18 protein-coding genes are annotated in these 24713 nt (G+C 48.4%); 2 read left to right on the top strand and 16 right to left on the bottom strand.

Going from position 1 to position 24713, the window contains the following annotated elements:
- Nucleotides 1–10: 10 nt before the first annotated feature.
- The 13 genes from AB4K05_RS15015 to AB4K05_RS15075 all read right to left on the bottom strand — a co-directional run bounded on the left by AB4K05_RS15015 (nucleotide 11) and on the right by AB4K05_RS15075 (nucleotide 19152).
- The gene (locus AB4K05_RS15015; RefSeq protein WP_368480739.1) at nucleotides 11–4075 is read right to left on the bottom strand and encodes a contractile injection system tape measure protein; all 4065 of its coding nucleotides are present in this window, start codon (nucleotides 4073–4075) and stop codon (nucleotides 11–13) included.
- A complete protein-coding gene (locus tag AB4K05_RS15020; protein ID WP_368480740.1) occupies nucleotides 4072–6486 on the bottom strand; it encodes a hypothetical protein in 2415 nt (804 codons plus the stop codon). The genes AB4K05_RS15015 and AB4K05_RS15020 overlap by 4 nt, the downstream gene beginning before the upstream one ends.
- Nucleotides 6459–7289 (bottom strand): hypothetical protein, encoded by an 831-nt coding sequence (locus tag AB4K05_RS15025; protein ID WP_368480741.1) that lies wholly within the window; start codon nucleotides 7287–7289, stop codon nucleotides 6459–6461. The genes AB4K05_RS15020 and AB4K05_RS15025 overlap by 28 nt, the downstream gene beginning before the upstream one ends.
- Nucleotides 7282–11253 (bottom strand): hypothetical protein, encoded by a 3972-nt coding sequence (locus tag AB4K05_RS15030; protein ID WP_368480742.1) that lies wholly within the window; start codon nucleotides 11251–11253, stop codon nucleotides 7282–7284. The genes AB4K05_RS15025 and AB4K05_RS15030 overlap by 8 nt, the downstream gene beginning before the upstream one ends.
- On the bottom strand, nucleotides 11253–11702 hold the full coding sequence (locus AB4K05_RS15035) for a GPW/gp25 family protein (RefSeq protein WP_368480743.1): 450 nt from the start codon (nucleotides 11700–11702) through the stop codon (nucleotides 11253–11255). Before AB4K05_RS15035 ends, AB4K05_RS15030 begins: the two co-directional genes overlap by 1 nt.
- A 29-nt stretch (nucleotides 11703–11731) precedes the next feature.
- On the bottom strand, nucleotides 11732–12031 hold the full coding sequence (locus tag AB4K05_RS15040; RefSeq protein ID WP_368480744.1) for a PAAR domain-containing protein: 300 nt from the start codon (nucleotides 12029–12031) through the stop codon (nucleotides 11732–11734).
- 19 nt (nucleotides 12032–12050) lie between these two features.
- Nucleotides 12051–13844, bottom strand: coding sequence for a type VI secretion system tip protein VgrG (vgrG, locus tag AB4K05_RS15045; protein ID WP_368480745.1), 1794 nt, complete (start codon nucleotides 13842–13844; stop codon nucleotides 12051–12053).
- Between the two features lie 14 nt (nucleotides 13845–13858).
- Nucleotides 13859–14512, bottom strand: coding sequence for a peptidoglycan-binding protein (locus AB4K05_RS15050; protein WP_368480746.1), 654 nt, complete (start codon nucleotides 14510–14512; stop codon nucleotides 13859–13861).
- Between the two features lie 197 nt (nucleotides 14513–14709).
- The gene (locus tag AB4K05_RS15055; protein ID WP_368480747.1) at nucleotides 14710–15186 is read right to left on the bottom strand and encodes a phage tail protein; all 477 of its coding nucleotides are present in this window, start codon (nucleotides 15184–15186) and stop codon (nucleotides 14710–14712) included.
- 49 nt (nucleotides 15187–15235) lie between these two features.
- On the bottom strand, nucleotides 15236–15706 hold the full coding sequence (locus AB4K05_RS15060) for a phage tail protein (RefSeq protein WP_368480748.1): 471 nt from the start codon (nucleotides 15704–15706) through the stop codon (nucleotides 15236–15238).
- A gap of 78 nt (nucleotides 15707–15784) precedes the next feature.
- Entirely contained in the window at nucleotides 15785–17344 is a 1560-nt protein-coding gene (locus tag AB4K05_RS15065; protein ID WP_368480749.1) for a phage tail sheath family protein, read from the bottom strand.
- A 440-nt stretch (nucleotides 17345–17784) separates the two neighbouring features.
- Nucleotides 17785–18567 (bottom strand): hypothetical protein, encoded by a 783-nt coding sequence (locus AB4K05_RS15070; protein WP_368480750.1) that lies wholly within the window; start codon nucleotides 18565–18567, stop codon nucleotides 17785–17787.
- Entirely contained in the window at nucleotides 18568–19152 is a 585-nt protein-coding gene (locus AB4K05_RS15075; RefSeq protein ID WP_368480751.1) for a DUF4255 domain-containing protein, read from the bottom strand.
- 460 nt (nucleotides 19153–19612) lie between these two features.
- Between AB4K05_RS15075 and AB4K05_RS15080 the strand changes: the two genes are divergently transcribed.
- Nucleotides 19613–20143 (top strand): ParB N-terminal domain-containing protein, encoded by a 531-nt coding sequence (locus AB4K05_RS15080; protein ID WP_368480752.1) that lies wholly within the window; start codon nucleotides 19613–19615, stop codon nucleotides 20141–20143.
- 228 nt (nucleotides 20144–20371) lie between these two features.
- Here the strand turns inward: AB4K05_RS15080 and ychF are convergent, their stop codons facing one another.
- Nucleotides 20372–21466, bottom strand: coding sequence for a redox-regulated ATPase YchF (gene ychF, locus AB4K05_RS15085; RefSeq protein ID WP_368480753.1), 1095 nt, complete (start codon nucleotides 21464–21466; stop codon nucleotides 20372–20374).
- Nucleotides 21467–21580: 114 nt separating this feature from the next.
- On the bottom strand, nucleotides 21581–22165 hold the full coding sequence (pth, locus tag AB4K05_RS15090; protein ID WP_368480754.1) for an aminoacyl-tRNA hydrolase: 585 nt from the start codon (nucleotides 22163–22165) through the stop codon (nucleotides 21581–21583).
- Nucleotides 22166–22443: 278 nt separating this feature from the next.
- Here pth and ychH point away from each other — a divergent pair, with 278 nt between their 5' ends.
- Nucleotides 22444–22728 carry a stress-induced protein YchH gene (gene ychH / locus AB4K05_RS15095; protein ID WP_368480755.1) on the top strand — a complete coding sequence of 95 codons (285 nt, stop codon included), beginning with the start codon at nucleotides 22444–22446 and terminating at the stop codon, nucleotides 22726–22728.
- Nucleotides 22729–22799: 71 nt separating this feature from the next.
- Here ychH and lysC read toward each other — a convergent pair whose 3' ends face one another.
- A complete protein-coding gene (lysC, locus tag AB4K05_RS15100; protein WP_368480756.1) occupies nucleotides 22800–24164 on the bottom strand; it encodes a lysine-sensitive aspartokinase 3 in 1365 nt (454 codons plus the stop codon).
- Nucleotides 24165–24713: the final 549 nt, after the last annotated feature.

Genomic DNA, 24713 nt, shown 5'->3' on the forward strand with positions numbered 1-24713 from the left:
GTTTTTATCCTTAGCGCCATGACACAAAAAGAGGGATATCCATCCATGGGTATTTGATGGTCTGAAAACTCCACGGCAGCTGGTCGAGTAGCATGTCAAAGGTGCCGGGGATGATATTCAGCTGCCAATGTTCTGGGGTGACGCTTAACACGCCTTCACGTCGAATAAAGGTCGACTGCAGGCCGTCGATGGAGGTTTTTCCTAACACCCGCCAGTGGGCGATGATGGCGTTGAGCAACCCCTCGATAAGCGTCTCGGCCCCGGTCGGTAATGCAACTTGCAAAGGGATGGCCGCAGAGGGCGCAACGCCGCAGAGCACTTTGTTCAGCAATAGCTGATATTCAGGCGCGTTGTTGGTGCCATTCGTCATCCACTGCAGGCAAAACAGCGCCTGTAGCTGTGACGAGGTATCTACAAACTTGCGCCCATCGGTCAGTGCTAAGCGCTGAAATAGCATGGGAATATAGGCTGAAGCGATAACCAATCCCGCATTGTGGATGGTAACGGGGTCCGCGCAGACTTCGGTGTTATCTTGCGGCTTATTCCATGGGGTTTCTGCGTTTTTCTTCACGTCCTTGTCTGTCATATCAATGGCCTCGATGAGCTGTTTAATGTCGGTTTGCTGGTGATCCAAGTGCGTTGCCCACACCGTTTTGTCCGGCGGTTTCTGCGTATCACGGCGGGCAATGCGGACTAAGTTTTTTTTCTGTGACGTTGAGGGGATAAGCGGCAGTAATCCTTCGACCAGCGCGGCAACCGAAGCGTCATCTTTCTGGTTGTCCTGAACGGTGTGAGCCCGCCATAACTGATTTAATTCGCTAAGAACATCATGCATGAACGGATCGGCGGTGATGGCGATCCCTTTTAGCCAATGTTTACGGTAGATGGTTTGCCAAAACAGATACTCGCCCTGCTGTGGTGATACAAAAAGCTGGCCGAAGGCTCGGCGTAACGTCAATAGGGCGAGCGTTGCGCTGGTGAGCGTGGGAAACAGCATCGCTTGATGTGCCTGCATCGGTATCTCCTCCAGCCAGCGCTGCATATGACGCGGATTTGCCAGAGTACGCTGTAGCCATTGCCGTAAAGGGTGCTGCATCGGGCGCTGTGAAAGGTTCATCAACCAGCCGGATGCAGGAGCCGGCCCTTTACCGTCAAACCAGAGCTGTAACCCTTGGCGTAACGCCTCCTCGGAAAGGAGGCTATCGGCCCATCGCCTACGTTGCGCCAGAGGCTGATGAATTACGTTGCTGCTGAGGATGAACTGCTGCAACTGAAGGCAGAGCGTGCCATCCGATGAGGCGTTGTGCCGGTTCATCTCCCTTAACAGTCGTTGAAGCCACTGTTCCGCTGTGGCTGGGCAGTCATTACTGAGCAGCAAGGGGTAAAACCAGTGAAGGGATAGCTTGAACTGCTGGGCGATAGCCAGCAGCAGGGGGAGCAGCGCGATGGTGCGTTCACTGAACGGCGGCTGCATGATGCGAACCAGCCGGGTTAATTGGGTGATGTTCCACGTCTGTAGCTGTTTCGCCATTGCCGAGGCATTCATCGCGGCATAGTGCCGTAAAAGCCTGCGTTGCGGATGACTGATGGCCAACGTGTGCTCATCAGACTGAATATTCGCCAACAGCTGAGATGCAGTAACCGATGGTTGCTTGTGTTTCCCAACAAGATCAATCAACTGCTGACGCCATAAAAAGCTGCTGTCGCTCAGACTTAACCATTCGTGAATTAATACATCAACGTCAACCTGGTAGCGGGCAGAGAGCCGTTCAGTGATATTCAGTAAATATTGGTATTGATTAAATTCACTTCCCCGGCGGCTTATGACGTAGTGCAGCGACAGTTCCCATAGGGCATTTCTGGTATTGCTGGCGTTGAGTGGGTTTGACACATGGCCAATGGCTGTTCCGATGGTTTGGCTTTCGTGAATAATAGCGTGTATGGCTTCGGCAGCGGGCGAGTGAATAATGTCTGTTAACGTGAATAACGCAGAATCATCGAAATGCGTTACCCAGCGCTTTAACGTGGAAACGGAAAGCCCAATGCTGAGAATGATCTGGGTGAGCTGTTGCCGATAATCGCGCTGCCAGCGTTTATTCTGGCGGTTCCACTGGATCTGGTTGGCGCTTTCTAACGTGGTGACCATTTCTTCTATCTCGGCCAGTTGCGCCAACGAGAGGCCGCTGATTAACGAGGGCGAAAGCGTTAACTGATAGCCGGAGGGCGACGGCTCAGTGTGCTGTGTGGATTTCTCGAACTTGTCTGGGTTGAGTGTTTCCAGCAGACCGTTCAGCGTAGTTCCTGCCAGCGAAAGATCCCCCATCTTCTTCACATTCATTCGCACCGTTTCAAGCTGGTCGGCAAAAGCGATATTACGCCAAGCGGCCAAACGCAGGATTAAATGGCGCAGGAAGTGATTGGGCGAAAACGCGCCGTCGCTTTCCACAATGAGAAAAGCGAAGGCGAATTGCCATAACATGGCTACCGTCGTGCGTTCAGTGAACGCAGAGTCCTGCGGGATAAACAGACGATATCCTGCGATAAAGCGGCGTAATAAAAGGGCAGCATGCGGCTCAAGCACCTCGGTCAGCGACAGCAAGGTTTTATCAGAATAGGTCTCGGCCCAATGACGGCGAACAGACTCCAACTGGCCGCACCAGCGTAGTAAGTCCGCAAAAGACGGCGAAATGGGGGGCCAATAGCGCAGGAGCTGTGATTCTTGGCCCGAACTGAGCGCCAGCAGGAGTTCGTTAATATTGGCTATTGCGTTGATTTCCCCTTGGGGTATCGCACCGTCGGAGACTCGCGCTAAATCGCTTCCCGGTGTTTTTAAAGGCGAAGCCGCAATCATGGGCGCGATAGCGTGGAGTAAATCTAACAATTGTGCCCGCAGCGCACTGTCGATAGTTGTGCTGTTAAGCGTTGAAATGAGCGACGCCAGCAGCACATCTGCCTGTAGGTTTTGCGCGTTAGCCATCTGCACCACCAAACCAGACATATAGCTTCGGCGGTTGAACGCGCTGCCGCGCTCGATAAGCAAGTACTGAAGCGTAAACAGCCACACCTGCTGGTGGATTTGCGACGGCGGTAAGACCGTGAGGGGATCCATGGGATAGAATGCCTGCTCACCCTGAGCTGTGTGGGCTTGTGCATCAGAGTGGCGTTTTGCCGACCACCACTCTGGTGTCTGCAAAATCGCGCGCAAAAACGGGTATTCTTGCGGCGTTAATACGGCAAGTAGCTGCAAGCGCTCGGCTGGCGTTAAGTCACGTATCAGAACCCTGGGAAGCTGGCTATCGGTATGGCGCTGGTATAGCGCTTTAATGAGCTGCGGTGAAAACTGGTGAAGCAATTTCTCCCAATCGGCACACAGCGGAGCTAAGTTGTGCTGCGCGAGTAACTGCGAGAAGCGGGTAAACCACGCCAAGGCCAGCCTGTCTGCTAATTCACCTTGCCGACCTTTAGGATGCGCTAATAACAGCGACATGATTTCCCATTGCTGCTTAGGCGCAAGCGATGGGAATAACGTCGCAATACCATCGTTGGGAAATTGTTCAACGATGCGGCGCAATAGGTGCTCAGGCTGATGAGCATGATTGAGCTTGTTAATCAATCGGGCTGAGTGCTCTACCAACATGTCAGATAAACCGAGCGTTTCCAGCGACTGTTCGCCGGAAACCGACCATGGAAGTATGCCGGTGCTGAGGAATTGCCAGAGTACGTTCCAGCGCTGTTGCTGCGGGTTTAGCACCTGCATGCCAGACGACTTAGCGGAATGTGGGGTCTGTCTGGCGTTGTGTAACTGTGAGCGCAGCATTGCCAGCAACTGTTGCTTGAGCTTCTCTGGCGCTTCTTGGTAAAAAGTTTTGGCGTTACAGATTCCGAGATCGAGGGTCAGGGTGTCTAGAATCAGGGTTTGCTGCTCAGGACAGATCTCATCGAATACCGTTTCCATCACCGGGAGAAATTGCTCAATGACCCACTGAGCGGCGCGTGACTCAAAGTTTTCCGCATCAGCAAATCCGGTGAAATCAAATTCGAGGCTGAGGTGATTGATTTTGTGATATTGGCTCATCGGTTCTCCACCCTGTCAGTCTCATTACGGGCGCGCTGCAAAAACAGATAAAGCTGCTGAGCCATGGCATCGCACTCTGGCTGACGTTCTCTGTGCTGCAACGCGCTTGATTTTGCCTGTCGCCATTGGGCATACAATGTCTCGAATTGGCAAAACATAGCGAAATCAAGCCATAGGCACTGTGTCAGCAGGTGCGCTGGGCTGTTTTCAATAATTAATTGTTCCGCCTGTTGCCGAAATCGCAGGTTGCAAAAGCGAGCGGTGTAGCCGGGTAAAACCAAAATAATTCGGTTGGCATAGTCGCTTAGCGGCAGGTTCGCGTTCTCAGTACGCAGTAAAATCGGCTCAACAACGTAAAGTCCTTCGCTGTCCCGGTTAAGTTGCACGAGCCAGCGCTGCAGTTGATGGCAAAGCAGGGTGAGCGCCTGTTTATCCGAGTGGCTGGCAATGTGAAACCATTGTCTGCGACCTTCAATATCAACGTTAAAAAACAGCTGATGAACGTCATTATTCTGGCGCGAAATCAGACGGTATCGGCGGTTATCAATACCAAACTGTAAAAGGGCATCAGGCAGGGTTTGTTCGCGGAAAAGTGGGGCCGCTAATAGCGTGTCCTGAATATCCCCTTCGTTCGGGTATCCCGTTAAGTGATTTTCCGCAAGAGGCTGGAGAGTTGCTTGCGCTTCAGGAGTGGTTAACCACAACGCTTTTCTGCCGGTATCGCTACGGAAATAATCTTGGTCAGATACCAGATTGAGTGAATAGCGGGCAAACACCTGCGTGCGATGCTTAGAGGCGTCGGCCTGCGGGAGTATCCCCAGCAGTAACCCAAGACGCTGACGATATCCACCTTGATGTTCGGGCAGGAGTAAATTATCACCAATGCCTCGACCATTGGTCATCGCGACGATATTGAGAATAAAAACTTGTTTATATTTGAGGATCTCTTTTTGTAAGGCTTGAGCAGAAAAATAGGGATTGAACTGGTGGTGTAACCCATCTGGGTAGCGTTCGCTATAGAGGGCAAGCAGGTAATTAAAAATGCGATTCTTTCGTTCAGGATAATTATCAAGCTGTGCGCGCAGGCGTTCCAGACTCGCGCTAGCGTCACGAGGATAATGCTTATCGATATTATAGAACTCGTCATCCTGAAGGCGATGGGCGTGGTAAGTCACCTCAGGCATTATGGACAACGAGAATAGTGCATTTAACCCCGCGATATCATCACAAAAGTTCGCCATTAGTTGATCAAACAACAGCAGGTAGCTGCGCAACTGGTGGCGTTGCGCCTGCTGTTGTGCGTGGTACTGCATCGGTGTTCCCGGTGCTAAATGATAGTTCCTAGGGAATAGCGTTTGAATAGATTCATAGCGCGTAAAATCAATAGGTTGACCGACAGGCAGCGCGGGAGGTTTGGCCGTGGTGAGCTGGGCTGTGCGCTGCTGGTATTGGATCTGCTCTATTTGAATGGCCAGATCGGCGTAGTCAATATTGACCGGATGCTGGAACTGAATAATTTCGATGCCTGAATGCGTGGAGGCTTTCGGCAGCATCAGATATGAAAAAGGTGCAATAGCATCAATGAACCCTGAACCACCGTCGGCGAGGTCGTCGCGGTGCTGGGTAAATTGAAGACTGTCGATTTGCAGGATCCCGTTTTCAGCGAGCAGGGATTCTTTGATGACCTCAACGGGCGTGTGTTGCGCGTTCGACGCAAGCCAAAGGCCTATCCGATTGTAGATGCAGGCGGCAAGCCAAGTAACATCCGCGATATCATCGCTAATGTGGATGACGGCGGTGAGCGTCAAAGGGTGTTGCCCGGTTAATTCAATGGCGGCCAAATCCTCACCCACGGCACGAACCCGATAAAACTCGTGGCGAATGCGTTGAATGGCTGCATATTGCTGGGCATTGGCCGAGCGTCCGCTGGTTGCTGAATGCTGCTGACTTAATGCGTAAAAATGGTTGAGCTGCGCGTTGAGGGTGTAAATGCCCACGTGGGGGGCATTTTCGTTGCTGCGAAGCCACACTTTATCGAGCTCAGGAAGCCTAGCGAGCAACCAGGTTTCATACTCTTCGGGCTGCTGTGGGTATGACGGGATAATTTCTTGCGCTAACGCTAATCCATGGGCCCGGTAATCAATGTTACCCGAGGTCTCACACAGATAGTCGGTGACGTCAAATTCGCAGCGGTAGATAAGGTCGGTCAAGGCGTAGCACACTTGCTCTAGGATGGTCATACCCGGGTCGTGGGTATTGTAATCGGTCCAGAGACGGCCACTTAGCTGCTGAATGTATGTCAGGCCAAGCTGGTAAAGATGTTCAAAACTATTCGGATTTTCATTATGGTTTTTTTTCGAAATAGTCTTAGACATGATTGAATTTACTCCCCCATCGCCACGTGTTGGCATTGCTGCATAAAGGGGTCAGTCCATAGCCGCGTAATGTGGTATTGGATGGTCTGGTCGTCGCCAAAAGGTGTGTTGGTTCGAATCTGCAAAGCGTAAGGCCGCACGGTGCCACGGTGGTTATGCTGGCGCCAGCGCAGTTGGATTTTGTCGGCAGAGGAATGGAAGAAGGCCTGCGTCATACGGATGGGATTTTTGTCTCCCCAGTGCCACCAACGTTTATTGGGGGCACAGGTGTTAATGGCGATGGCGTGCGCCAGCGCATAACGTCCGCTGTAACGGATGCCAATCCCTGCGACGACTTCGAACATATGACAGCCTTCAAGCTCTGGCGTGATGTCGTGCCATTCACCATCGGCGGGGATAGGCGTATCAATCATCACGCTGCCCATTCTGCCCTGAGAGGCAATTGTCCCATTGACATCAAGAGCCTGTCGCGGTGTTGCGGTATTAATTCCCACTTGGCCTTCTGGGGTCATAGAGAGATTGATGGCTTGTATCGTCCCACCGCCCTCCGGATCCTCTTTAGTGATATCTGCGGCTGGATTGGCGAAGACCTGCAAATTAATATCCTGTGGGGAAAAACCCACGTGCCACAGCGGGGTATCAGGGCTATTTTGCTGATAAAAGCTCAGCAGGTGTTGTTGGTCTAAAGCTCTGAGTTGCAGGCCCGTCTCCGGTGGTTTGATAAAGCCTTCATCACTCTGATTGACGCATGAATCAATTAAGTCTGAAAAATGTTCTGCTGACGGCATGGTCCCATGACGAAAATAATTCTTAAGCGTGCTTCGATTACGTTTAGCCATTATTTTGGGCGCCTTTAGAGTTCGACGTTGGTGATGTGCTGACAATAAATTGTTCCCCGATCACCAATTCGCCAATACCGACAGTCACCGGTTTATGGGAAAGGTTATCAGGTGAAATTTGAATGTACTGATGCTCCTCCGGAATCAACAAATACCATGGATAGGCAGCGCATATTGGTTGATTAGTCGCCGCGCTGTCCTGGAGGGTGTACTCGGTATTTTCATCAAGGCTTATTTTCAGCGCGGAGAGTGCACTGACCTTGACCACGTTTTTTTGTCCGAGAATAAAGGCGCTGAGCTTCTCAAGTGATAAGCAAAATCCTAGCCCCGTATTCAGAGTATCGGCCTCCCAAGGGCATAGCTGCGCTTTGATGGCGTATTCCAGCCGGCGTAACGCTGGCCCATGGCTTACCCCCTCCTTTAACGTGACCTTGCACCGAATCTGGATTTTTTCGTAGCCTGGATTCCGCACTTCTATCTGCACGTGTGAACGAGAGACATTGAGCAGGAAGCGACGAATGGCAAGTAGGTATGAAGAATCTAACTGCTTTGGTGAGCAGAGTGAGTGGTCGCAGTCGGTATTGAGCGGCGTCACGATAATCAGTACGCGGCCCGGCTCCTGGTCCTGAGAGTAGTAGCTGCGCGTTGGGAAACAGTGTACGGAACCGACTTCAGGAAAATTTTCCAGAATGAGGTGTTCGTAATCCCAAGGAGTTAACGCTTTGCCTTTGTGACGTAAGTTTTCGCTCACGCGCATCTGAAAGTGTTGTTCGCTCTCGATGTCGGGGATTCTTATCATGGCATTAAGCTGGGAAATCGCGGCCAGATTCGGTTGGCGTGGTTTGCTTCGCCAGGCAGAAAACGAGAGTGGGGTAATGCCATCATCGGCAAGGGGGGCGCCTTTGCCGGTGACTTTCAGCACGTGTGTGGCGACATGCAGACAGTCAGGATATCGGTCGATCCCTTTGTTGGTGCTCACTCGCAGCCAAAACAGGCCCGACGGCATTACGCTGTGGTCCATGTTGATTTCATCCGGCAAATCTAAAGTGACAATACCGGTCGTGAGAAAGTTGAGGGTCGTGTCATGAATAATCTGGTGCGGGTTAAGCGCCTGCCATTCGTTATCCACGAGGTAATACCAGCGATATGAGGTTGATGGATAGGGCATGAGCAGCCGGGAGCTACCGTCAAACACGAAGAAGATATTTAAATATCCCGACAGCTCACGCGCGGTGATGCCGATAAAACAATGGCTATCCTCTTTGTAATTCGGGAAAAATCTTGGCCTGTGGATCTGACGGGTTTGCTTTGGCGGATAAATGACATGTTCGCCAAACGGATGCAGGTGAATGATTTCACACAGGCTTTGGCTGTCGACGCTTAACAAATCAATGGTTGATTCTGCCGAATAGTCGATGGATATATGGGTAACTAATGGTGTGTAGGGCTGATTTGGCAACGTCTTTTTATGTTTTTTGGTGACATTATAGGTCAGTGTGTCGCTGAGCAAAGGCGCATAGTCTTTATGACCAAATGCCGGCTCCGGGCCAGCGAGCATCAGCTTAAACAGCCCGTTACGTAGGCCAGATTGGTTACTGTAGGGTGTCTTCGGCCAAGGGCGGGTCACCGGCGTGTAGCCATTTTTCATGTTCGAAAAGTGGAAATGCCGGCCATGATGAAGCGCACCGCTAGTCGGTGTAAATAACGAGAAACTCGCGGGGCCGAACTCAACCCATTGCCCGTTATTAAGCACTTCTGCGCGCATTTGAAAACTGGCGTTGGTATATGAGTAAGGGTACTGGGCGTAATACTGTTTAAAACCATCAGAACCCCGTGGCAGGTTCCCCCAATCAAGGTGCAGCGACAGTTGGTTGATGGATTTGCGGGCAATCTCTTCGTTAGCAATCACCACGTAAGCATCGAGATAAGGCTGAGAGCCAAATAAGAAGAAGGGCTGTGAGGAGTCAACTTGCCCTTCAGGGTTAAATAACTGCATTTGGGTTACACCGCTCACCTGCGTCGTCATCGCCAGTTTTGAGAACTCAAAATCACGGAAAATTGCGTAGGGGAAACAGTTGCTTTGCCGCTTAAGCGTTATTTTTAACGAGGCGCTGTGAGGGAGATGCGCATAGCGCGGAATAATCGGTGCAAAGCCAGTATCTATATGACATTTCACCTTGAACCCTATTTGGCATTCGTGGGTGAGGCAGGGATAAATCTCCACATTATCAATGAATTCCCAACCATTTTCGGTTGTGGCTTCAATATGGAAGACGCCTTGGAATAATTGATAAAAAGCGGCCGTCGTGGAGTGACTGAGGAGCTCTTCGATGGTGGTGTAAGCCGTCGGCTCAGCGACAAGCGTCGATTTTAAACTGCTAAGGGCCGCTGAGATGTCTGTTTTGGTTAACCAGGACGCCGTATAAAGGCAGCGTCGGCTTACTATTTGACCGACAATACGAAAGAGAAGGTCTATCTTCGATAAGCCGTATTGCTCCCCTTTATCCTCGATTGAACACAGGTACTGCAGTGTTTGCAGATAAAATAATTTATAGGCTAGCCAAACGCGCTGTGAGGGTCTGAGTTGACGAATTTGGCTAAGTTGCTCCGGGCTAATTTGTTTTGTCAGGGCGCTGGCCGTAATGCGGGCGGCCCAATCCTCAAATAGATGGCTATGCAGGGAAAGTAGCTGTGCAAATATGCGCGTTAACGCGGCGGCGGTTTTATTATTATCGTCCACCGAGAGCAATTCCTGAGCAACAATGCTGGATCGGACTTCTTTAAGATGCACCACAATTTCGATTATTCGCTTGCCCTGTTGCATAGAAAAAAGAGGATCGGAGATAATCAGCCCCATCGGTTGCGTACTGTCTTCGGTTTTATACTTATTGTTGAAGATATTAAATTGCTGAGCTTTCGGGAAATCATCACCGGTAGCGCTAGGTATTATCTGCACGCGCTGCCCGCTCACCCCGCATACCAACCCAGATTCTTTTTCGGGTGAAACCAGAGGATCGCGTTGTAGGGTGAGGTTGAATATTTGCGACACCTCTGCATCCGTCACCTCAATAGGATAACGGCTACGATAAACGATTGGCCTAAAATCAGGATCGTCACCGGGGCTAAATTCGGCACCTTGCTCAAATTGAATCGAACGGGTGGTTTGCTGGTTTAATGAGAGTTTTAAGTAAACGGAATTTTCGGGTGTAGATTGTTTTTCCTGCTGCAGAACCTGCCGGTAATAAAACTGCAGGTGCTTTTCCGTGAACTGATTAAGGGTTTGTTGGGCACGTTCAAACAGTTTCAAAAAGGCAAAATAAAGTGCCTGTTGCGGGTTATTTTCCTGGTGCAGCAAAGCAGCCTGTAGAACCTGCTGGCTTTGCTGTTTTATCTGCTCTATGACAAAAACAATCTTCGCAAAGCAGTGGCGCATTTGTTCGGTAAAACTACTTTGCTGCAACACGGATGATGCGGTATCCAGCGTGTGTTGATCAAGATTCCATAACGGATCGAGCGCTTGAACGCTGTGGCGAAATTGTTCAGGTAAACGGGTAATGACCAGGCTCAACGGCAGTGAGAGGTGATGCTGATACTCATGTAGCAGGTAGTATTTAAACTGGTAAGCCGTTTCTGGCGCACTAGGAAGATGTTGATACCAAGCTTGCAAGCGTTTTAAAAGTATAAGTAAAAACTCAACGGTAAGGTTCTCATCATGCGCCAAGGCATGCTTAAATTGGGCTTGGAGATGTTTTGTATCGCTGGTGGAAATGGCCGCGCAGACAACAATTTCACTTTTTTGAAATAAATTTCCCCAGTGACCATCTGCCTGATCCTGGAGATTTCTGAAGGGCAACTGCTGGGCAAATTGATGCGCCCAAACTACTAACTGCTCAAAACTGAGTTCGTGTGGGTTAAATAAGGATGAGTTTATCGCCTCATCCTGTCGCTGCTGCCTTGTGGTCATTATGCAATATCCCACTCGTTAGATAGCGGCAGTAGCTGAGGCGAGACCAGCGTGCCTTCATTTAAATAGAATGGATAAACCATGTTACTGCGGGTGTTAGTGGTAATCACGCTGTAGTCAATTTGAATGAGCAATTTCCCAGAGAGCGGCTCGGGTAAAAAATGGACATCTTCAACATTAATGCGTGATTCGAAAAATAGAATGGCATGGCGAATCTCAGAGGCTAGCTGAGTTAACACCGTCTGCGTGAGTTCTTCAAAGACAAACTGATTAATACGGCAGCCAAAATCAGGCGCCATCAGTCGCTCCCCGGGCGTTGTGGAAAGCAAAATATTTAAGCTCTGTTCGATATCTTGCAGATCGGAGCTCATGACGACCTGATGATTGGGCCCGGAAAAACTGGGCGGAAAAGCCCAGCCAGTTCCTAAAAATGCGTTGTCATTAGTCATAAATATCGCGCTATCCTCGCCGGTAGTAATTAACCGCCAATAATGACCGTAGGGCATCCGAGGGTGATGGTTCCTCCGTGGCTGGTGGTATCGCCCATTCTTGCCGCCGGCTTGCCACCAATCATCACCGTGGCCGATCCTTTGACAATGGTCGCTGGTGGACCAACGCACACGCAGCTATCGCCTACCACTGCGGCGGGTAAAGAGCCAATTAAAACCGTTGGCACGCATGGCCCGATAATAGGTCCGCCAACATGCGGAATAGGAGGCAGCCCTGGGGTTGCCATTGGGCAGATCTGGAGATCCGTAATTCTTGCTGCAAAGGGCATATTTCTACTCCGTTAGTCGCTAATTAATTTTGACCAGCGCACCTTTGACGGTCGTTATTCCCGAGCATGAGAGTTCGGCTGTTGCCGTCCCTTTTAGCGTTAATCCCGTGTTGGCTTGTGCAGAAACATTTAGGCCAGAAATTTTGGCATCGCCTGTGGCCTTAACGGTCGTATCGCGAGTCGAGTTGATATTGACGCCCCCTTTGGCAGAGAGGGTGATGTCTTTGTTGCTCGTGATAGCAATACCGCTGGCATCCATATTTATCGCATTGTTATTTTGGTCGGATAGGGTGATTGATTTATTCTTATCACTAATAACAATGGTGTTGCCGTTTGGGGTCGTTAAAGTCATGACGCTATTCTCGTCGTCAAAAATAACCTTCATTTTACTTTTGGTGACTAGGGTCTTGATGTTATTGTCAGCAGTTATTTCCTCTGGCATTTTATTTTTGCTGCTATACAGCGAACCCAGAATAACGGGGGTGCTGGGGTCTTGGTTGATACAACCGACGATCACTTCATCACCCACTTCCGGAATGAAAAAATTCCCATAGCCTGAGGAAGCATAGTAAGAGGCCAATCGCGCCCAGATGACATTAGCTTCGCTGTTGAGTGTCGGTATCTTTACTTGGATGCGATAGTTTGACTCTGGGTCGCCATCCAATTTCGTCACAACGCCGATTTGTAGCCCATCGACGGGGGGCAAATAGCCTGAAGCCGGCGGCGCGCCAATATCGCGATGGTCCGCTGACCACATGGGTGACATCCCGAGTTCCGCAGTGGTAATCCACTGACCCTTTTCAATACTGTGGTGAACGGCGCTAATATAATGTGAACCGTTATAGCGCTCACCGACGCCAGCAAGCTCAATCAGGCTGTTGATGGTCGCGCTGGCATTTCCTTGGAAAGTGACGCTTCCGCGCACCTTGCTCAACATCGCTTTAACCTGCTGACCGCCCGCCCAGCGAGCTAGCGAATCGGTACTGAGAGTTGAGGCGGTTTGCAGCGTGTAATCGCTAATGCCCAACACTTTTGCCAGCTCACTGCTGGTTAAATTGCCCTGTCCTGAGATGGATTGCGCCGGACCGGTTCCCGTCACCATGCTTTGTTGGGTTGGATCCCAGGCGGTTGCCGTGACGGAGTTAAGTTGGTTTCGGGCATCGATTTTTGCAGAAAATGACATCAAATCAGTCCCGTAGGTCACAACTAGCACTGCCGCGGTGGTTATTGCCGGCTTATCAATCGTGATCTTATTGGACTGATTGGTGACGACAAAACCATTCGCCTCTGCCCGGGTAAGAATAAAATCCCAATCCGTGCTGTTAAATTGCACCAACTCTGCTTGAGGATCGGCAATGTTGCCGACAGAGGCAGTGATATTGGGATATTGTGCAAGCAAGCTACTGATAATTTTGCTATCGGATTGAGCGAGAAAACATTGGCTATGTTTGGCAATGGTCATCGCAATGGCCTGATCTTTACAAACAATATTGAGGGATGAACTGTTAGTCGAGGTGATCTCTATCCCATGGCTAATAATGATGCCGTCAAAAACGGTTTTTTCATCACTCGCGTAGCCAGCAGAAATAGAAATAGTTGAACCCGGTTTAAACGTATCGGCATCGCTAACATCGAAGCGTTGGCTGGGCATATCGCCATCGCTAATGGTTATCTCCGCGGTGGCGATATGATTGACTTGATAATGAATATGGATGGCGATAATACCGATAGTGCTGTCGATAGTCTTACCGCCGACTTTTACGGTGTAGGTGGTTACGTCAGTACTATTATTACTTAATGGAGAAATGGCCATAATTAACCTGATGTCTAAATTAAAGGTGGAAAGTAAATTTTGGTGCCCGGTTTGATCTGTCTGGCACTGGCTAAATTATTCGCCCGGGCAACGTCAATATAATAACTGCTGTCGTTATAGATCTTATGGCAAAGCATGGGGAGGGTGTCGCCCGCCTTGAATTCGATAATATGCGTTAAATCGGGGGAGGACTGCTTCTTTAAAGCACTTTTTTCTTGTTGCGTTAGATATTTCGCGAAACTAAGCGATACCGTAGCGCGCAGCGGATTGCCGGAGGAGTCGAAAAGAGAGTAGTTGATACTAATAGCGGTCAGGCGTCCCTTGAAATTGACCGATGAACCCCACGCAATCACCACTGGATTTGGCTCATGTTGTTCGCCATCATAGGTGTAGGTCACTTTCTTCAGCGTGGCTAGCTGCTTCTGCACGGTGTTGGTGCTGGTGTTACCCGTGACCCCTGTACCGTCGAGCAGCAACTCGAAGTCCAGTTTTTCGCTTTCGTAGCCTTTAAATACCGTTGTTGGCGAGATATCGCCTTGCTGTTGCGGGCCCTTATCTGTGTAGGAAATGCCAAAATTATGCTTAATGCTATTAGGGTTTAACGTTGCCGAAAATGTTTGGGCGACAGTTCCCTTAGACGTCATCGATTTTATTGTTATTTTTTCCATGGGAATTCCCTTTGTCTAAATCACCTATCGTTCTCTTGGTTCATTAGGCGACGGCATAAAGTGGTAAGGGATAATTTTTGCTGGCACATTTTCTTCAGATTCAATGCGAGGCTGGTCGCCAGCAAACGACGAGGTTTTATTCTCGTCATTGATCGTTTGTGATTTAATCACCAGCTGCTTTATTTCTAATGGCACCGTTATAAGTTCCTTTTCAAATGATGAAAGCAAATTTCAATTTCTTCAATCGCGATATCATTTTGCGTTGAGTTGAAAGGTGCCATTTTCAGCTTAACTGGATAAGCATTAGAGGCAGTCCAGCTTTTACAGGTGGTTCCTTTTTCGTTGAGCAAATTGATCGACACGCTTTTCGTCTGGATAGGTTTTGATAGCTCATCATTCAATATGCCAAGACACCAGCTAAGTAGCTTGGATGCTTTGTCCGTTACCGCTCTTTTTAGCGTTAAATTGCTACTTTTTATCGTCTTGGGCAGATGGTAAACCAAGTTATTCCCGCCTTCGCGATACTCTTCCGTTTCTATCTGGAACTCAAGTCCAGAAACTTCCTGAAAGGCTGTGTCATCCGCACAGCCACTGATAGAAACATTGAAATAGAAAGCCGGAAGAGGCCAGTCGCCATCGCCCTGAGCAGCACCTGTGCCTTTTGAGTTTGCCATGATGATTCTTTCCTCATCCCGAGAATTCGATATTGCTTAACATAAGAAATCAAACGGCGATTTCTAATCCCTCATGGGCCAGTTCGATGGTTTCAACCGCCACTTCATTACCGTCAGACTTTAAATCCGTAGCGGTAATTTTAGTGGGCCAAGCATTTTTCAACTTCCAACTCATCACCGGCGCGCCGCTTTCATCTAGCAGGTTTATGGTAACGGCGGTTCGGGCGATGGTGTTCATTTTGATCTTCGAATACCATTCGTAGAACTTGTTATCACTTTTAAAGACACCTTTCTTCAGCGTAACGTTACCGCTTTTAATCAATCCGGGCATTTTTATGGTCGAAAATACCGGGCTATTTCCCGCGCGATATTCGATAGGCTGGGCTTCTAAATCAAGCCCTGAAACTTCCTGAAATGCGGACACCATTCCCGCACCTGCGCCGCCATCCCATTTCACTTCGAAATGGAATTTCGGCATCGGCCATACGGTATCGGATTGTGCTGAACCATCATCTGCCATGGGAGTCTCCTGATATGCTATCCACGTTATATTTGACGATATTGAATGCTAACCGTGCCGTTATGCAGAGATTAGAATCTAAGACTCCTGCATTTTTTGCTGGAAGGTAATTTCGATAAATTCTGCTGGCCGAACCATCGCAACCAGAACGGTAATGCGCAGAATACCTTCTAGAATATCGTTGCCGGTCATCGTCTTACCCAGACCGACGCTGACATTGTAAGCCTCACCCGGCGTTGAACCGGCTAATCCACCTCGCTTCCAGATACCATACAGGAAGTTACCCAGCATGCTTTCCATCGACACCCATGTGTTAGCGACATTCGGCTCAAAAACATAGGCTTTTGAAGCAAGCTTAATGGACTCTTCTAGCATAATCATCGTGCGTCTGACGTTGATATAGCGCCAGTCTAGGCTGTTGCCATCAAGCGTTCTGGCTCCCCAAACGAGCGTGCCTTCACCAATAAATGGCCGAATGGCGTTGATTGATTTGCCTTGGGTTGTGACGTTGAGATCTTCTTGTTCATCATCGCTGATATTGACGGTAGGAGAGACCACGGCATTAACGCTGACGTTAGCAGGCGCTTTCCACACCCCGCGAGAGTTATCGACCATGGTATAAATGCCAGCCATCGCCGCAGAAGGCGGCAGGATATTTTGTTGGAATTTAATATCCGCCATGATGGTTTGGTATAACGGACTCATATTCGACAGAATCTTGTGCAACAGCACCGCATCCGGTCGCGAAATCTCAGTGCTGAGCTTGGCGATTTCGTCAAGCATTGCCTGTTTGCGGGTCGCTCTGAGCTTATTACCGCCCGTGTTGAGGTCTTCTTCCGACAGACCTTCAAGGTCGCTAAACATCGCTGCGACTTCGCTGTTCAACAGCTCAGCTAACTTATCGATATTACTGACGTTGAGGAAGCTGACATCGCTGTCCTGCACGATGGAAGTGTTGAGCCAAGGGTAGTAAGCGGCGGAGTAGTCAAGATAGTTGGTACCGAGCTTAGAGCGGAAGCCCTCGACGCAGTCACCATCAGGATGCTGACGGTCTTTGTACCCGTTCCAGATATCCAAGATAGCAATGCGGTTTTTCATCTTGCCACCACAGTGGCCAAGCATAGCCTGCTCGACGTTAATACAATCGTCTTCAGCCAGTTGAATAGCTTCAGGAATAAGTAGCATGGTGGGTTCCGCTTCTTTAATCAGCGGCAGAATGCCCCCCTTCAAAGCGGTGGCGTCAATATCATCGGAATAATTACCCACAGAAACGATATAACAAGGGCCGCCACCATTTTGGAAGAAAAAGAGCATGCTGTAGTAAAGATGATGACGGGTGTTTGATTGCGTTATTTGGTAGGTTTTTCCAGACTGCTTAAATGCCTCTCGGGTATTGGCATCAGATGTGGTACTAATTTCGGATATTTCAAATAAATGCTGAGGTTCTCCGCCAAAATATTGTCGGTATTCCGACATGGAGGTAATACGCCATCCTTGATTGCTTAACGATTTACCACCGTTATCCGCTTTTTCTGTATAGCCAATAAATGCGGGAACGGCGGTGGCAACTTCGACAACAGAGTTTGGGAATGCGTTTTGCTCAACGATATATACGCCAGGTGTCTTCATTACGCCCATAGTTTGGACCTTCATGTAATTGATTGGCAACCATGCCCATCTGTTAACACACAGAAAAAAGCGCTGTTAAGAAAGGCACTCAATTAAGAACTATCTGATAAAATTTTGATATGTCTGGTATAGCGTTTGCTTTGTTTTCTGTCAACTGCTGTTGTTGAGGCGTTCTGGTTACATTTTTATCTTTAGCGATATAAACATTCCGCAGTGCTTGTTTGCTCTGAAAGCGATAGCCCGCGATTGACGCGGAACGCCGGCTTTATTCTCGAGTTTGAAACCCTGTACTTGTTGGAACGTAGCGGGAAAATATTCCGTCTTTATGAATACAATGGGCTAAAAATTTCATGATTTATTTCTATTGGTACGTAGCTCTTGTTTACTTAACGCTGACTCCGCTTTGGCGCTTATATGATTGATATAAGAGGCGTATATGCCATCTTTTTTCAGTTGACGTAGATATGCGCGATAGATGTCGTAAGCCCTTCGACACTGAATGTTGAAATATTGTCTGGTACCGGAAGGGGAAGAGACTTAATCATCACATTGTTAGCATCAAACAGCGAGAAAGACTCTGCATAAGTTTTCCTTAAGGGTAGTGGATTATTGGACATGAAAATTCTTGCCGCTTTATTTGATACCTGTTCAGGTTCTTGCTCTGTAAACGAGTGGGGGATGTTGAGATTTTTTTTACCGCTTAACGAGAATATATAATATTTCAAATAAGCTGAGATGGCGTTGAATTGAACGATGATGTTTTTCTTTTGTAGGGTACAGTGGGATTTTGGTATCGAGATAGTGAGTAGACCGATAAAATTTTTGTTATGGATAACTGCGCTATCAATGGCCGTACTGGCGTTTAATTGGTTTACATCGACCCAATGTTCTGCGGTGATATCGACCTCTGGACTATCAGTAAATTTGGCGTTTAATATTGAGATATCGAACATATCTGGCATTTTTGTGATGTTTCTGAATCCGGGATCTGTGCTCACAAGGTAAAACCTAAAGATCAATTCCGCTGTCAAATCCGCTAAATCGCTAAACCGTACAGTATCGACAATCAATTGAGTAAAACCCTGCCTTGATTTCAGCAAAATACCATATTGCCTGAGCAAAAATACGGTCTCTCGATCGGGCATGAGACAAATGGGAGCTAAACCATCGCTGCTGGCATTGTAATATTCATGCAAAACGCTGATGGATAATATTGATTGATAGTCTGCCATTTAGTTATCCCTTTTAGCCATCGTAGCATCTGACAAATGGATGTTGCCCACCTGAGTGATGATAGACTCACTATCCGGTATCAGCGCTCTTACGCGATAGTTACAGGAAGGCAGGTAGTGTGAACCGAATATTCCCCACATGTGATTAAGCTGATCCCCCGGTATGGACTCTAGTTCCATATTGAGCTGTTCAATGTTTTTCGGCAGGTCAGGGGAGTTTTGTCGGTTGAAGCTGCTATGACGATTGAAGAAGGCCAGAAAATGCGAAAGGACCTTCAACCCGTCGGAGTAATGGTTGGTACTAAAATTTGCCGCGACGGTCACCGTCATGGTGATAAAAAGCGGCGACGATGATACTGCCGTTCTATTGTTAGCAGGATTAAAATTTTGTCGGTAGCTTTTTGAAAAACTGTCTTTCTCAATATTGCTAATGAAAATGAGGATCTTGTTTTGTATTTTCGATGACTTTGAGCCATCGAGGTCTGTTGGCGGGGAGACGATCACCAGATCGTCAGCTAAATCAAAAACGTTTTTAACGGATTGGTTCATCCTTTCTCTTAAGTAATCTAGGCATTGATCTAGCATGGGATGTTCCTGATTAAGAATAGTAAAAGAAGTTCTGAAAGGCTCGTATAGCTATAACGTATTGACCGAAGGTTTTGCAACTTCAAATGGTGTCCCATAGGGCTTTGTCACAAGAAAATTATTCTATTGGGTGCAAGATCCCTTTCGACTGCTCTGCAGTTATCGGACGAATGACTTAAACGCGCTAAAAATATTGGCAAAGTCAGCAACCTGCTATAATAGAGACGCCAACCTGTTTCAGGAAAAAGGCTTAGTCGTAGTACGTTGGAGTAACTTTAAAGGAAGGACTCTGTTGCATTTCATAATAATCACCATTAATTACAGTTAAAAAAGGTTGAGATATGCATCAATATTCAAACAAAAAGAAGAATAGTAATAAACCTCTGGTGCAGAAAAAAGATGATGATAAGAAAGGAGTTGGATTTGAAGATAATAGGCTAAAGCTGTATCGCAAAGGAAGGTGAAAGATATTTCGACGCATAAATCAATAAATGACAATAACCTAATTGTACAAAGGTATCCGGTAAAAGATGGCAGCGTGTGGAGGGATAAGTCATATCCTGGGCTAGTACTTACGTTAAATGAAGAGTTAACGGGAAAATATGGTGACAAGGTATTCAACGCTTCAGGTATTTCTAATCCGACTGCCGTTATGTGGGAAGGGGTATATTATGATTTGGAGGGTAATATATGGGCGCCTATATATCCGAAGGAAGAAGGGCAGGAGAGCTATAAAACTACAGAGGAACATGTATTAATAAGTATAGCTGATATCTCATATCAGCATATGGGTAATATCCAAGAAGAAAAGATGGAGAGCATAAGAAAATCAATTGGAACGGGTTATTTACCCCCAATTAAAGTAATACGAATAAAGGATGGGAAATATGAACCAATGGATGGTCGAAATAGAATTGAAGCCTCTGTTGAAGCGGGTTACACCAAGATTCCGGCAGTCATAGATGATACTATCAAGCCAAAAGATAAATAGAATAGGTAGCCTTGTCTGGGCTCATTGAATCGTCTACCTAGACCACTCAACGTCTCTTGAGCGTGACTACCTTGCTGCAAAGGGTAGTTGCGTTACTGTTAGACATCAGCCTTTTACCTCGTGTGATGAGGAAAGCCGCAAATAAAAATCCACGCAATTGCGTGGATTTTATAGCGTTTTACCGTTGTCATGAGATTCAGTGAAACCTCATGAGACAACAAAACTTATTTAGACGTTGAACAGGAAGTTCATCACATCGCCATCTTTCACGATGTAGTCTTTCCCTTCGGCACGCATCTTGCCGGCTTCTTTCGCGCCTTGTTCACCTTTGTAGGTGATGAAATCTTCAAAGGCGATAGTCTGTGCGCGGATAAAGCCTTTTTCGAAGTCGGTATGGATTTTTCCCGCCGCCTGCGGAGCAGTCGCGCCGACAGGGATGGTCCATGCGCGAACTTCTTTCACGCCAGCGGTGAAGTAGGTTTGCAGGTTCAGCAGCTCGTAACCGGCGCGGATCACGCGGTTCAGGCCCGGTTCTTCAATACCCAGCTCGGCCATAAATTCTTCGCGGTCTGCATCGTCAAGTTCAGCGATATCGGATTCGACAGCGGCGCAAACGGCGACAACCACAGAACCTTCGGCTGCCGCGATTTCACGAACTTTGTCGAGGTACGGGTTGTTTTCAAAACCGTCTTCGTTGACGTTAGCGATGTACATGGTTGGCTTCAGGGTCAGGAAGCTCAGGTACTTAATCGCCGCTTTGTCTTCTTCGGTCAGATTGGTCAGCGCGCGCAGCATGCCCGCGTTTTCCAACTGTGGCAGACATTTTTCCAGCGCAGCCTGTTCAGCTTTTGCGTCTTTATCGCCGCCTTTGGCTTTCTTCTGCACGCGGTGCAGGGCGCGTTCGCAGGTATCAAGGTCAGAGAGAGCCAGCTCGGTGTTGATAACTTCGATATCGTCGGCCGGATCCACTTTGTTATTTACGTGGATGATGTTGTCGTTTTCAAAGCAGCGAACCACGTGACCGATAGCTTCGGTTTCACGGATGTTGGTCAGGAACTGGTTGCCCAGGCCTTCACCTTTGGAAGCACCTTTTACCAGGCCCGCGATATCAACGAATTCCATGGTGGTCGGCAGAATACGCTGAGGTTTAACGATTTCCGCCAACTGGTCCAGACGCGGATCGGGCATCGGGACAACACCTGTGTTCGGCTCGATAGTACAGAACGGGAAGTTTGCCGCTTCAATACCCGCTTTGGTGAGCGCGTTGAACAGGGTGGATTTGCCCACGTTTGGCAAACCAACGATACCGCATTTGAATCCCATGTTTAAATCACCTTAATCTTTTGATTTTCAACCTGTTATAGAGAACAGATTGTAGAAAAGTAAATAATCTTACCCATTATACACGTCATACGGAAAAAATACCGTAGCGAAGGCTTATTGCGCCTTAAAAGCGTGTAATCGGTTGGTGGCTTTGGTCAAACCGTCTTTCAGCCAAACCTCAGTACAGCGGGCCGCTTCGTCAACCGCGTCGTCGATAAGCTTCTGTTCAGCAGCCTGTGGCTTACCTAACACAAAACCGACAACCTTGCTTTTATCACCCGGATGACCGATTCCGATGCGTAAGCGATGAAAATTGGGGTTATTACCCAATTTGCTGATGATGTCTTTCAGCCCATTGTGGCCGCCATGACCACCGCCGAGCTTAAATTTTGCGACTCCCGGCGGCAGATCAAGCTCATCGTGTGCCACCAGAATTTCATCTGGATTAATACGATAGAAGGTCGCCAGTGCTGCAACGGCTTTGCCGCTGAGGTTCATAAACGTGGTTGGCACCAGCAGGCGAACATCTTCTCCAGCAACGTTGATGCGGGAGGTATAGCCAAAAAATTTACTCTCTTCACGCAGCGGGGCGCGAAAACGCTCCGCCAGCAAATCGACGTACCAGGCGCCCGCGTTGTGGCGCGTCTGCGCGTACTCTGCACCGGGGTTGGCCAAGCCGACAATCAGTTTAATCGTCACGTAGTTATTCCTGAGTGGGCAATCTTTGCGGCGGCTAGTTTACGTCCTAGCAGCGCCGTTGACAAAAAATAGCGTTGAAAGAAGCAAAAACGGAATAGTTCACTAATGTAATAATATTGATTTAATGTATTTCAGTGACTTAAATGTAAAGTTTTGTTGATTATATGTGCCTGTTTGTGATCGGTAGCGCACTTATATTTGGTAGTGTTGTCTATACTTTACACACTAGGAATAGGGATATATCCCTAAACCCGCAGCCAATCTACGGAGGTGACACTATGAAACGCAAAAACGCTTCGTTACTCGGTAATGTGCTAATGGGGTTAGGCTTGGTCGTGATGATCGTCGGCGTCGGTTATTCTATTTTAAACCAGTTGCCGCAACTTAACCTGCCTCAGTTTTTTGCTCACGGTGCGATTTTAAGTATTTTCGTCGGTGCCGTACTTTGGCTTACCGGGGCGCGTGTTGGTGGGCATGAGCGTGTAGCAGACAGATACTGGTGGGTACGCCACTACGATAAACGCTGTCGCCGCAACGACAATACGTCACATCGCCCGAGCTAAGAAATCTGCTGAATTAATGAAAAAACCCTGACCGCAAGGCCAGGGTTTTGCGTTTTTATCACCCGCAACGGCTATTCAAATAGGCGCTGATGCAGCGTCTGTACGGCGTTGTCAGCCACTTCCCCAGGCAGCAAGAAGCAGAGATTATTTGTCGACGCGCCGTGACAAATCATGCGTACCGCGTTCGCTTCAAAACGGGCAAACACGTCATTGCACACGCCCACGGCCTGAGTGAGTTGATTGCCAACCAGCGTGATTAACGCCAGCCCGGTTTCGACTTCCACACGGCAATGCGAGGAGAGAGTGGTAAATAAAGCCGTGGTCAGCGTCGGGTCTTCACCCGAAGTGGCGTGGGTGGAGTCCAGCACTAGGGCGATACTCGACTCGGAAGTGGTGACCAGATCCATTGCCACCGCATGCTGAGCCAAGATCTCAAACACCTGCGCTAAGAATCGATAGCACGGCTGTGAATCGAGGCTGTGCAAACGCAGCAGCGTCTGTTTACGCCGCACGGCAACAGCGCGATAGCGCGGAGGATTTTCGGTGGTATTACATACCAACGTACCGCCGGCAGCCGTATCTTTGCTAGAACCCACAAACACCGGAATATTTTTACGCATTGCCGGTAACAGCGTGGCGGGATGCAGCACCTTCGCACCGTAAGCCGCCATATCGCTGGCCTCGGAAAACGAAATACTGTCAATACGCTGAGCCTTCGGCGCGATACGTGGATCGGTGGTGTAAATACCGGCAACGTCGGTCCAGATATCGACTCGACTGGCATGCAGCGCTTCACCAAGCAGTGAGGCGGTGTAATCGCTGCCGCCGCGCCCAAGCGTCGTGGTATGCCCATCAGGACAACGGCCGATAAAGCCCTGAGTAATAATCACCGCCTGTTCAAGGCGTGGACGCAGGTGCACTTCCGCCAGCTCTGCTAGCAGGTCGACATTCGGTTCAGCACAGCCGTAGCTGGCGTTAGTGCGCATGACGCTACGGGCGTCAAACCAGCTAACCTCAGCCTCATCGCGTTCGCGCAATACTTCAGCAAACAGCAGCGTCGACATCAACTCGCCGTGACTGACCAGCTCATCGCTGAGAGCCGCTGACGGTGCAACGGCTGCTTTTTGCGCAAGCTGACGGATATTATCGAGGAGATTATCGATTTCGGCGCCAATCACAGCAGGCTGTTTCAGGCGGGAAATGATCTTGTACTGGATAGCGCGCAACGTCTCAATCTTGTCCGATTGGAGATGACTTTGCAGACCTTCAGCAAGCTCAACCAACAGATTGGTGACGCCAGCGGAAGCCGATAATACGACTAAACGAATCTGCGTATCAGCAAGGACAATGTTCGCGCTACGGTGCATTGCGTCATAATCAGCAACGCTAGTGCCGCCAAATTTGGCAACGATGAACTGTGGATAAATGCGAGTCATAACAATCTCATATCAGGGCGCCATAAATACATGGCAAGAAAATTTTCATTCTCGGCATAAGGGAAAATGACTTCGCCTTACGAAATGTCCGCCCGCGAACATTTCTAATGACAACCCAGGAATGGCTCCTGTTGTCGATAACGAGTTTCGCCTGTCACTCGTTACCGGGGAATGCGCATTAACTATTTATTTACTCAAGCCCATAAATAGGCGCGCCATACTAAGTGATTTATCCTTGGGGATCGACTTATTTATTTTATTTAGCTGCAAACAAGTTGAAGATCATGTCTTAACCATAAAGACCCTCGGTTAATAATGGTAAAAACGTGTAAAAAATTAATAAAACCCTGTCAGTAAGATGGAATTCATTAGATTGTCCTTAATGTGTCATCTGCTGCCGTCTAAGATTAGATGTAACATTTTTACGAGGGTTTGTTGCTGGCGATGTGTTGCTAGAGTGATGATTTTAAAAGGGAAAAAGTTGTAAAAAAGCAGTCATAAATAAATGATTGAGTCCATTGCTAAAACAACATATATTAGCCGCGTTTT

The sequence above is a fragment of the Kluyvera sp. STS39-E genome, assembly GCF_040932435.1.
In the GTDB taxonomy this organism is placed as follows: Bacteria; Pseudomonadota; Gammaproteobacteria; order Enterobacterales; family Enterobacteriaceae; genus Kluyvera.

Excerpts from the sequence above, each read along its gene's own strand:
- vgrG (WP_368480745.1), bottom strand. The coding sequence starts at position 13,844 with ATGGCCATTTCTCCATTAAGTAATAATAGTACTGACGTAACCACCTAC.
- AB4K05_RS15035 (WP_368480743.1), bottom strand. The coding sequence starts at position 11,702 with ATGACTAATGACAACGCATTTTTAGGAACTGGCTGGGCTTTTCCGCCC.
- lysC (WP_368480756.1), bottom strand. The coding sequence starts at position 24,164 with ATGACTCGCATTTATCCACAGTTCATCGTTGCCAAATTTGGCGGCACT.
- AB4K05_RS15025 (WP_368480741.1), bottom strand. The coding sequence starts at position 7,289 with ATGGCTAAACGTAATCGAAGCACGCTTAAGAATTATTTTCGTCATGGG.
- AB4K05_RS15050 (WP_368480746.1), bottom strand. The coding sequence starts at position 14,512 with ATGGAAAAAATAACAATAAAATCGATGACGTCTAAGGGAACTGTCGCC.
- AB4K05_RS15075 (WP_368480751.1), bottom strand. The coding sequence starts at position 19,152 with ATGCTAGATCAATGCCTAGATTACTTAAGAGAAAGGATGAACCAATCC.
- AB4K05_RS15020 (WP_368480740.1), bottom strand. The coding sequence starts at position 6,486 with ATGCCAACACGTGGCGATGGGGGAGTAAATTCAATCATGTCTAAGACT.
- ychH (WP_368480755.1), top strand. The coding sequence starts at position 22,444 with ATGAAACGCAAAAACGCTTCGTTACTCGGTAATGTGCTAATGGGGTTA.
- AB4K05_RS15015 (WP_368480739.1), bottom strand. The coding sequence starts at position 4,075 with ATGAGCCAATATCACAAAATCAATCACCTCAGCCTCGAATTTGATTTC.
- AB4K05_RS15055 (WP_368480747.1), bottom strand. The coding sequence starts at position 15,186 with ATGGCAAACTCAAAAGGCACAGGTGCTGCTCAGGGCGATGGCGACTGG.
- AB4K05_RS15065 (WP_368480749.1), bottom strand. The coding sequence starts at position 17,344 with ATGGGCGTAATGAAGACACCTGGCGTATATATCGTTGAGCAAAACGCA.
- AB4K05_RS15060 (WP_368480748.1), bottom strand. The coding sequence starts at position 15,706 with ATGGCAGATGATGGTTCAGCACAATCCGATACCGTATGGCCGATGCCG.
- AB4K05_RS15070 (WP_368480750.1), bottom strand. The coding sequence starts at position 18,567 with ATGGCAGACTATCAATCAATATTATCCATCAGCGTTTTGCATGAATAT.
- AB4K05_RS15040 (WP_368480744.1), bottom strand. The coding sequence starts at position 12,031 with ATGCCCTTTGCAGCAAGAATTACGGATCTCCAGATCTGCCCAATGGCA.
- ychF (WP_368480753.1), bottom strand. The coding sequence starts at position 21,466 with ATGGGATTCAAATGCGGTATCGTTGGTTTGCCAAACGTGGGCAAATCC.
- AB4K05_RS15030 (WP_368480742.1), bottom strand. The coding sequence starts at position 11,253 with ATGACCACAAGGCAGCAGCGACAGGATGAGGCGATAAACTCATCCTTA.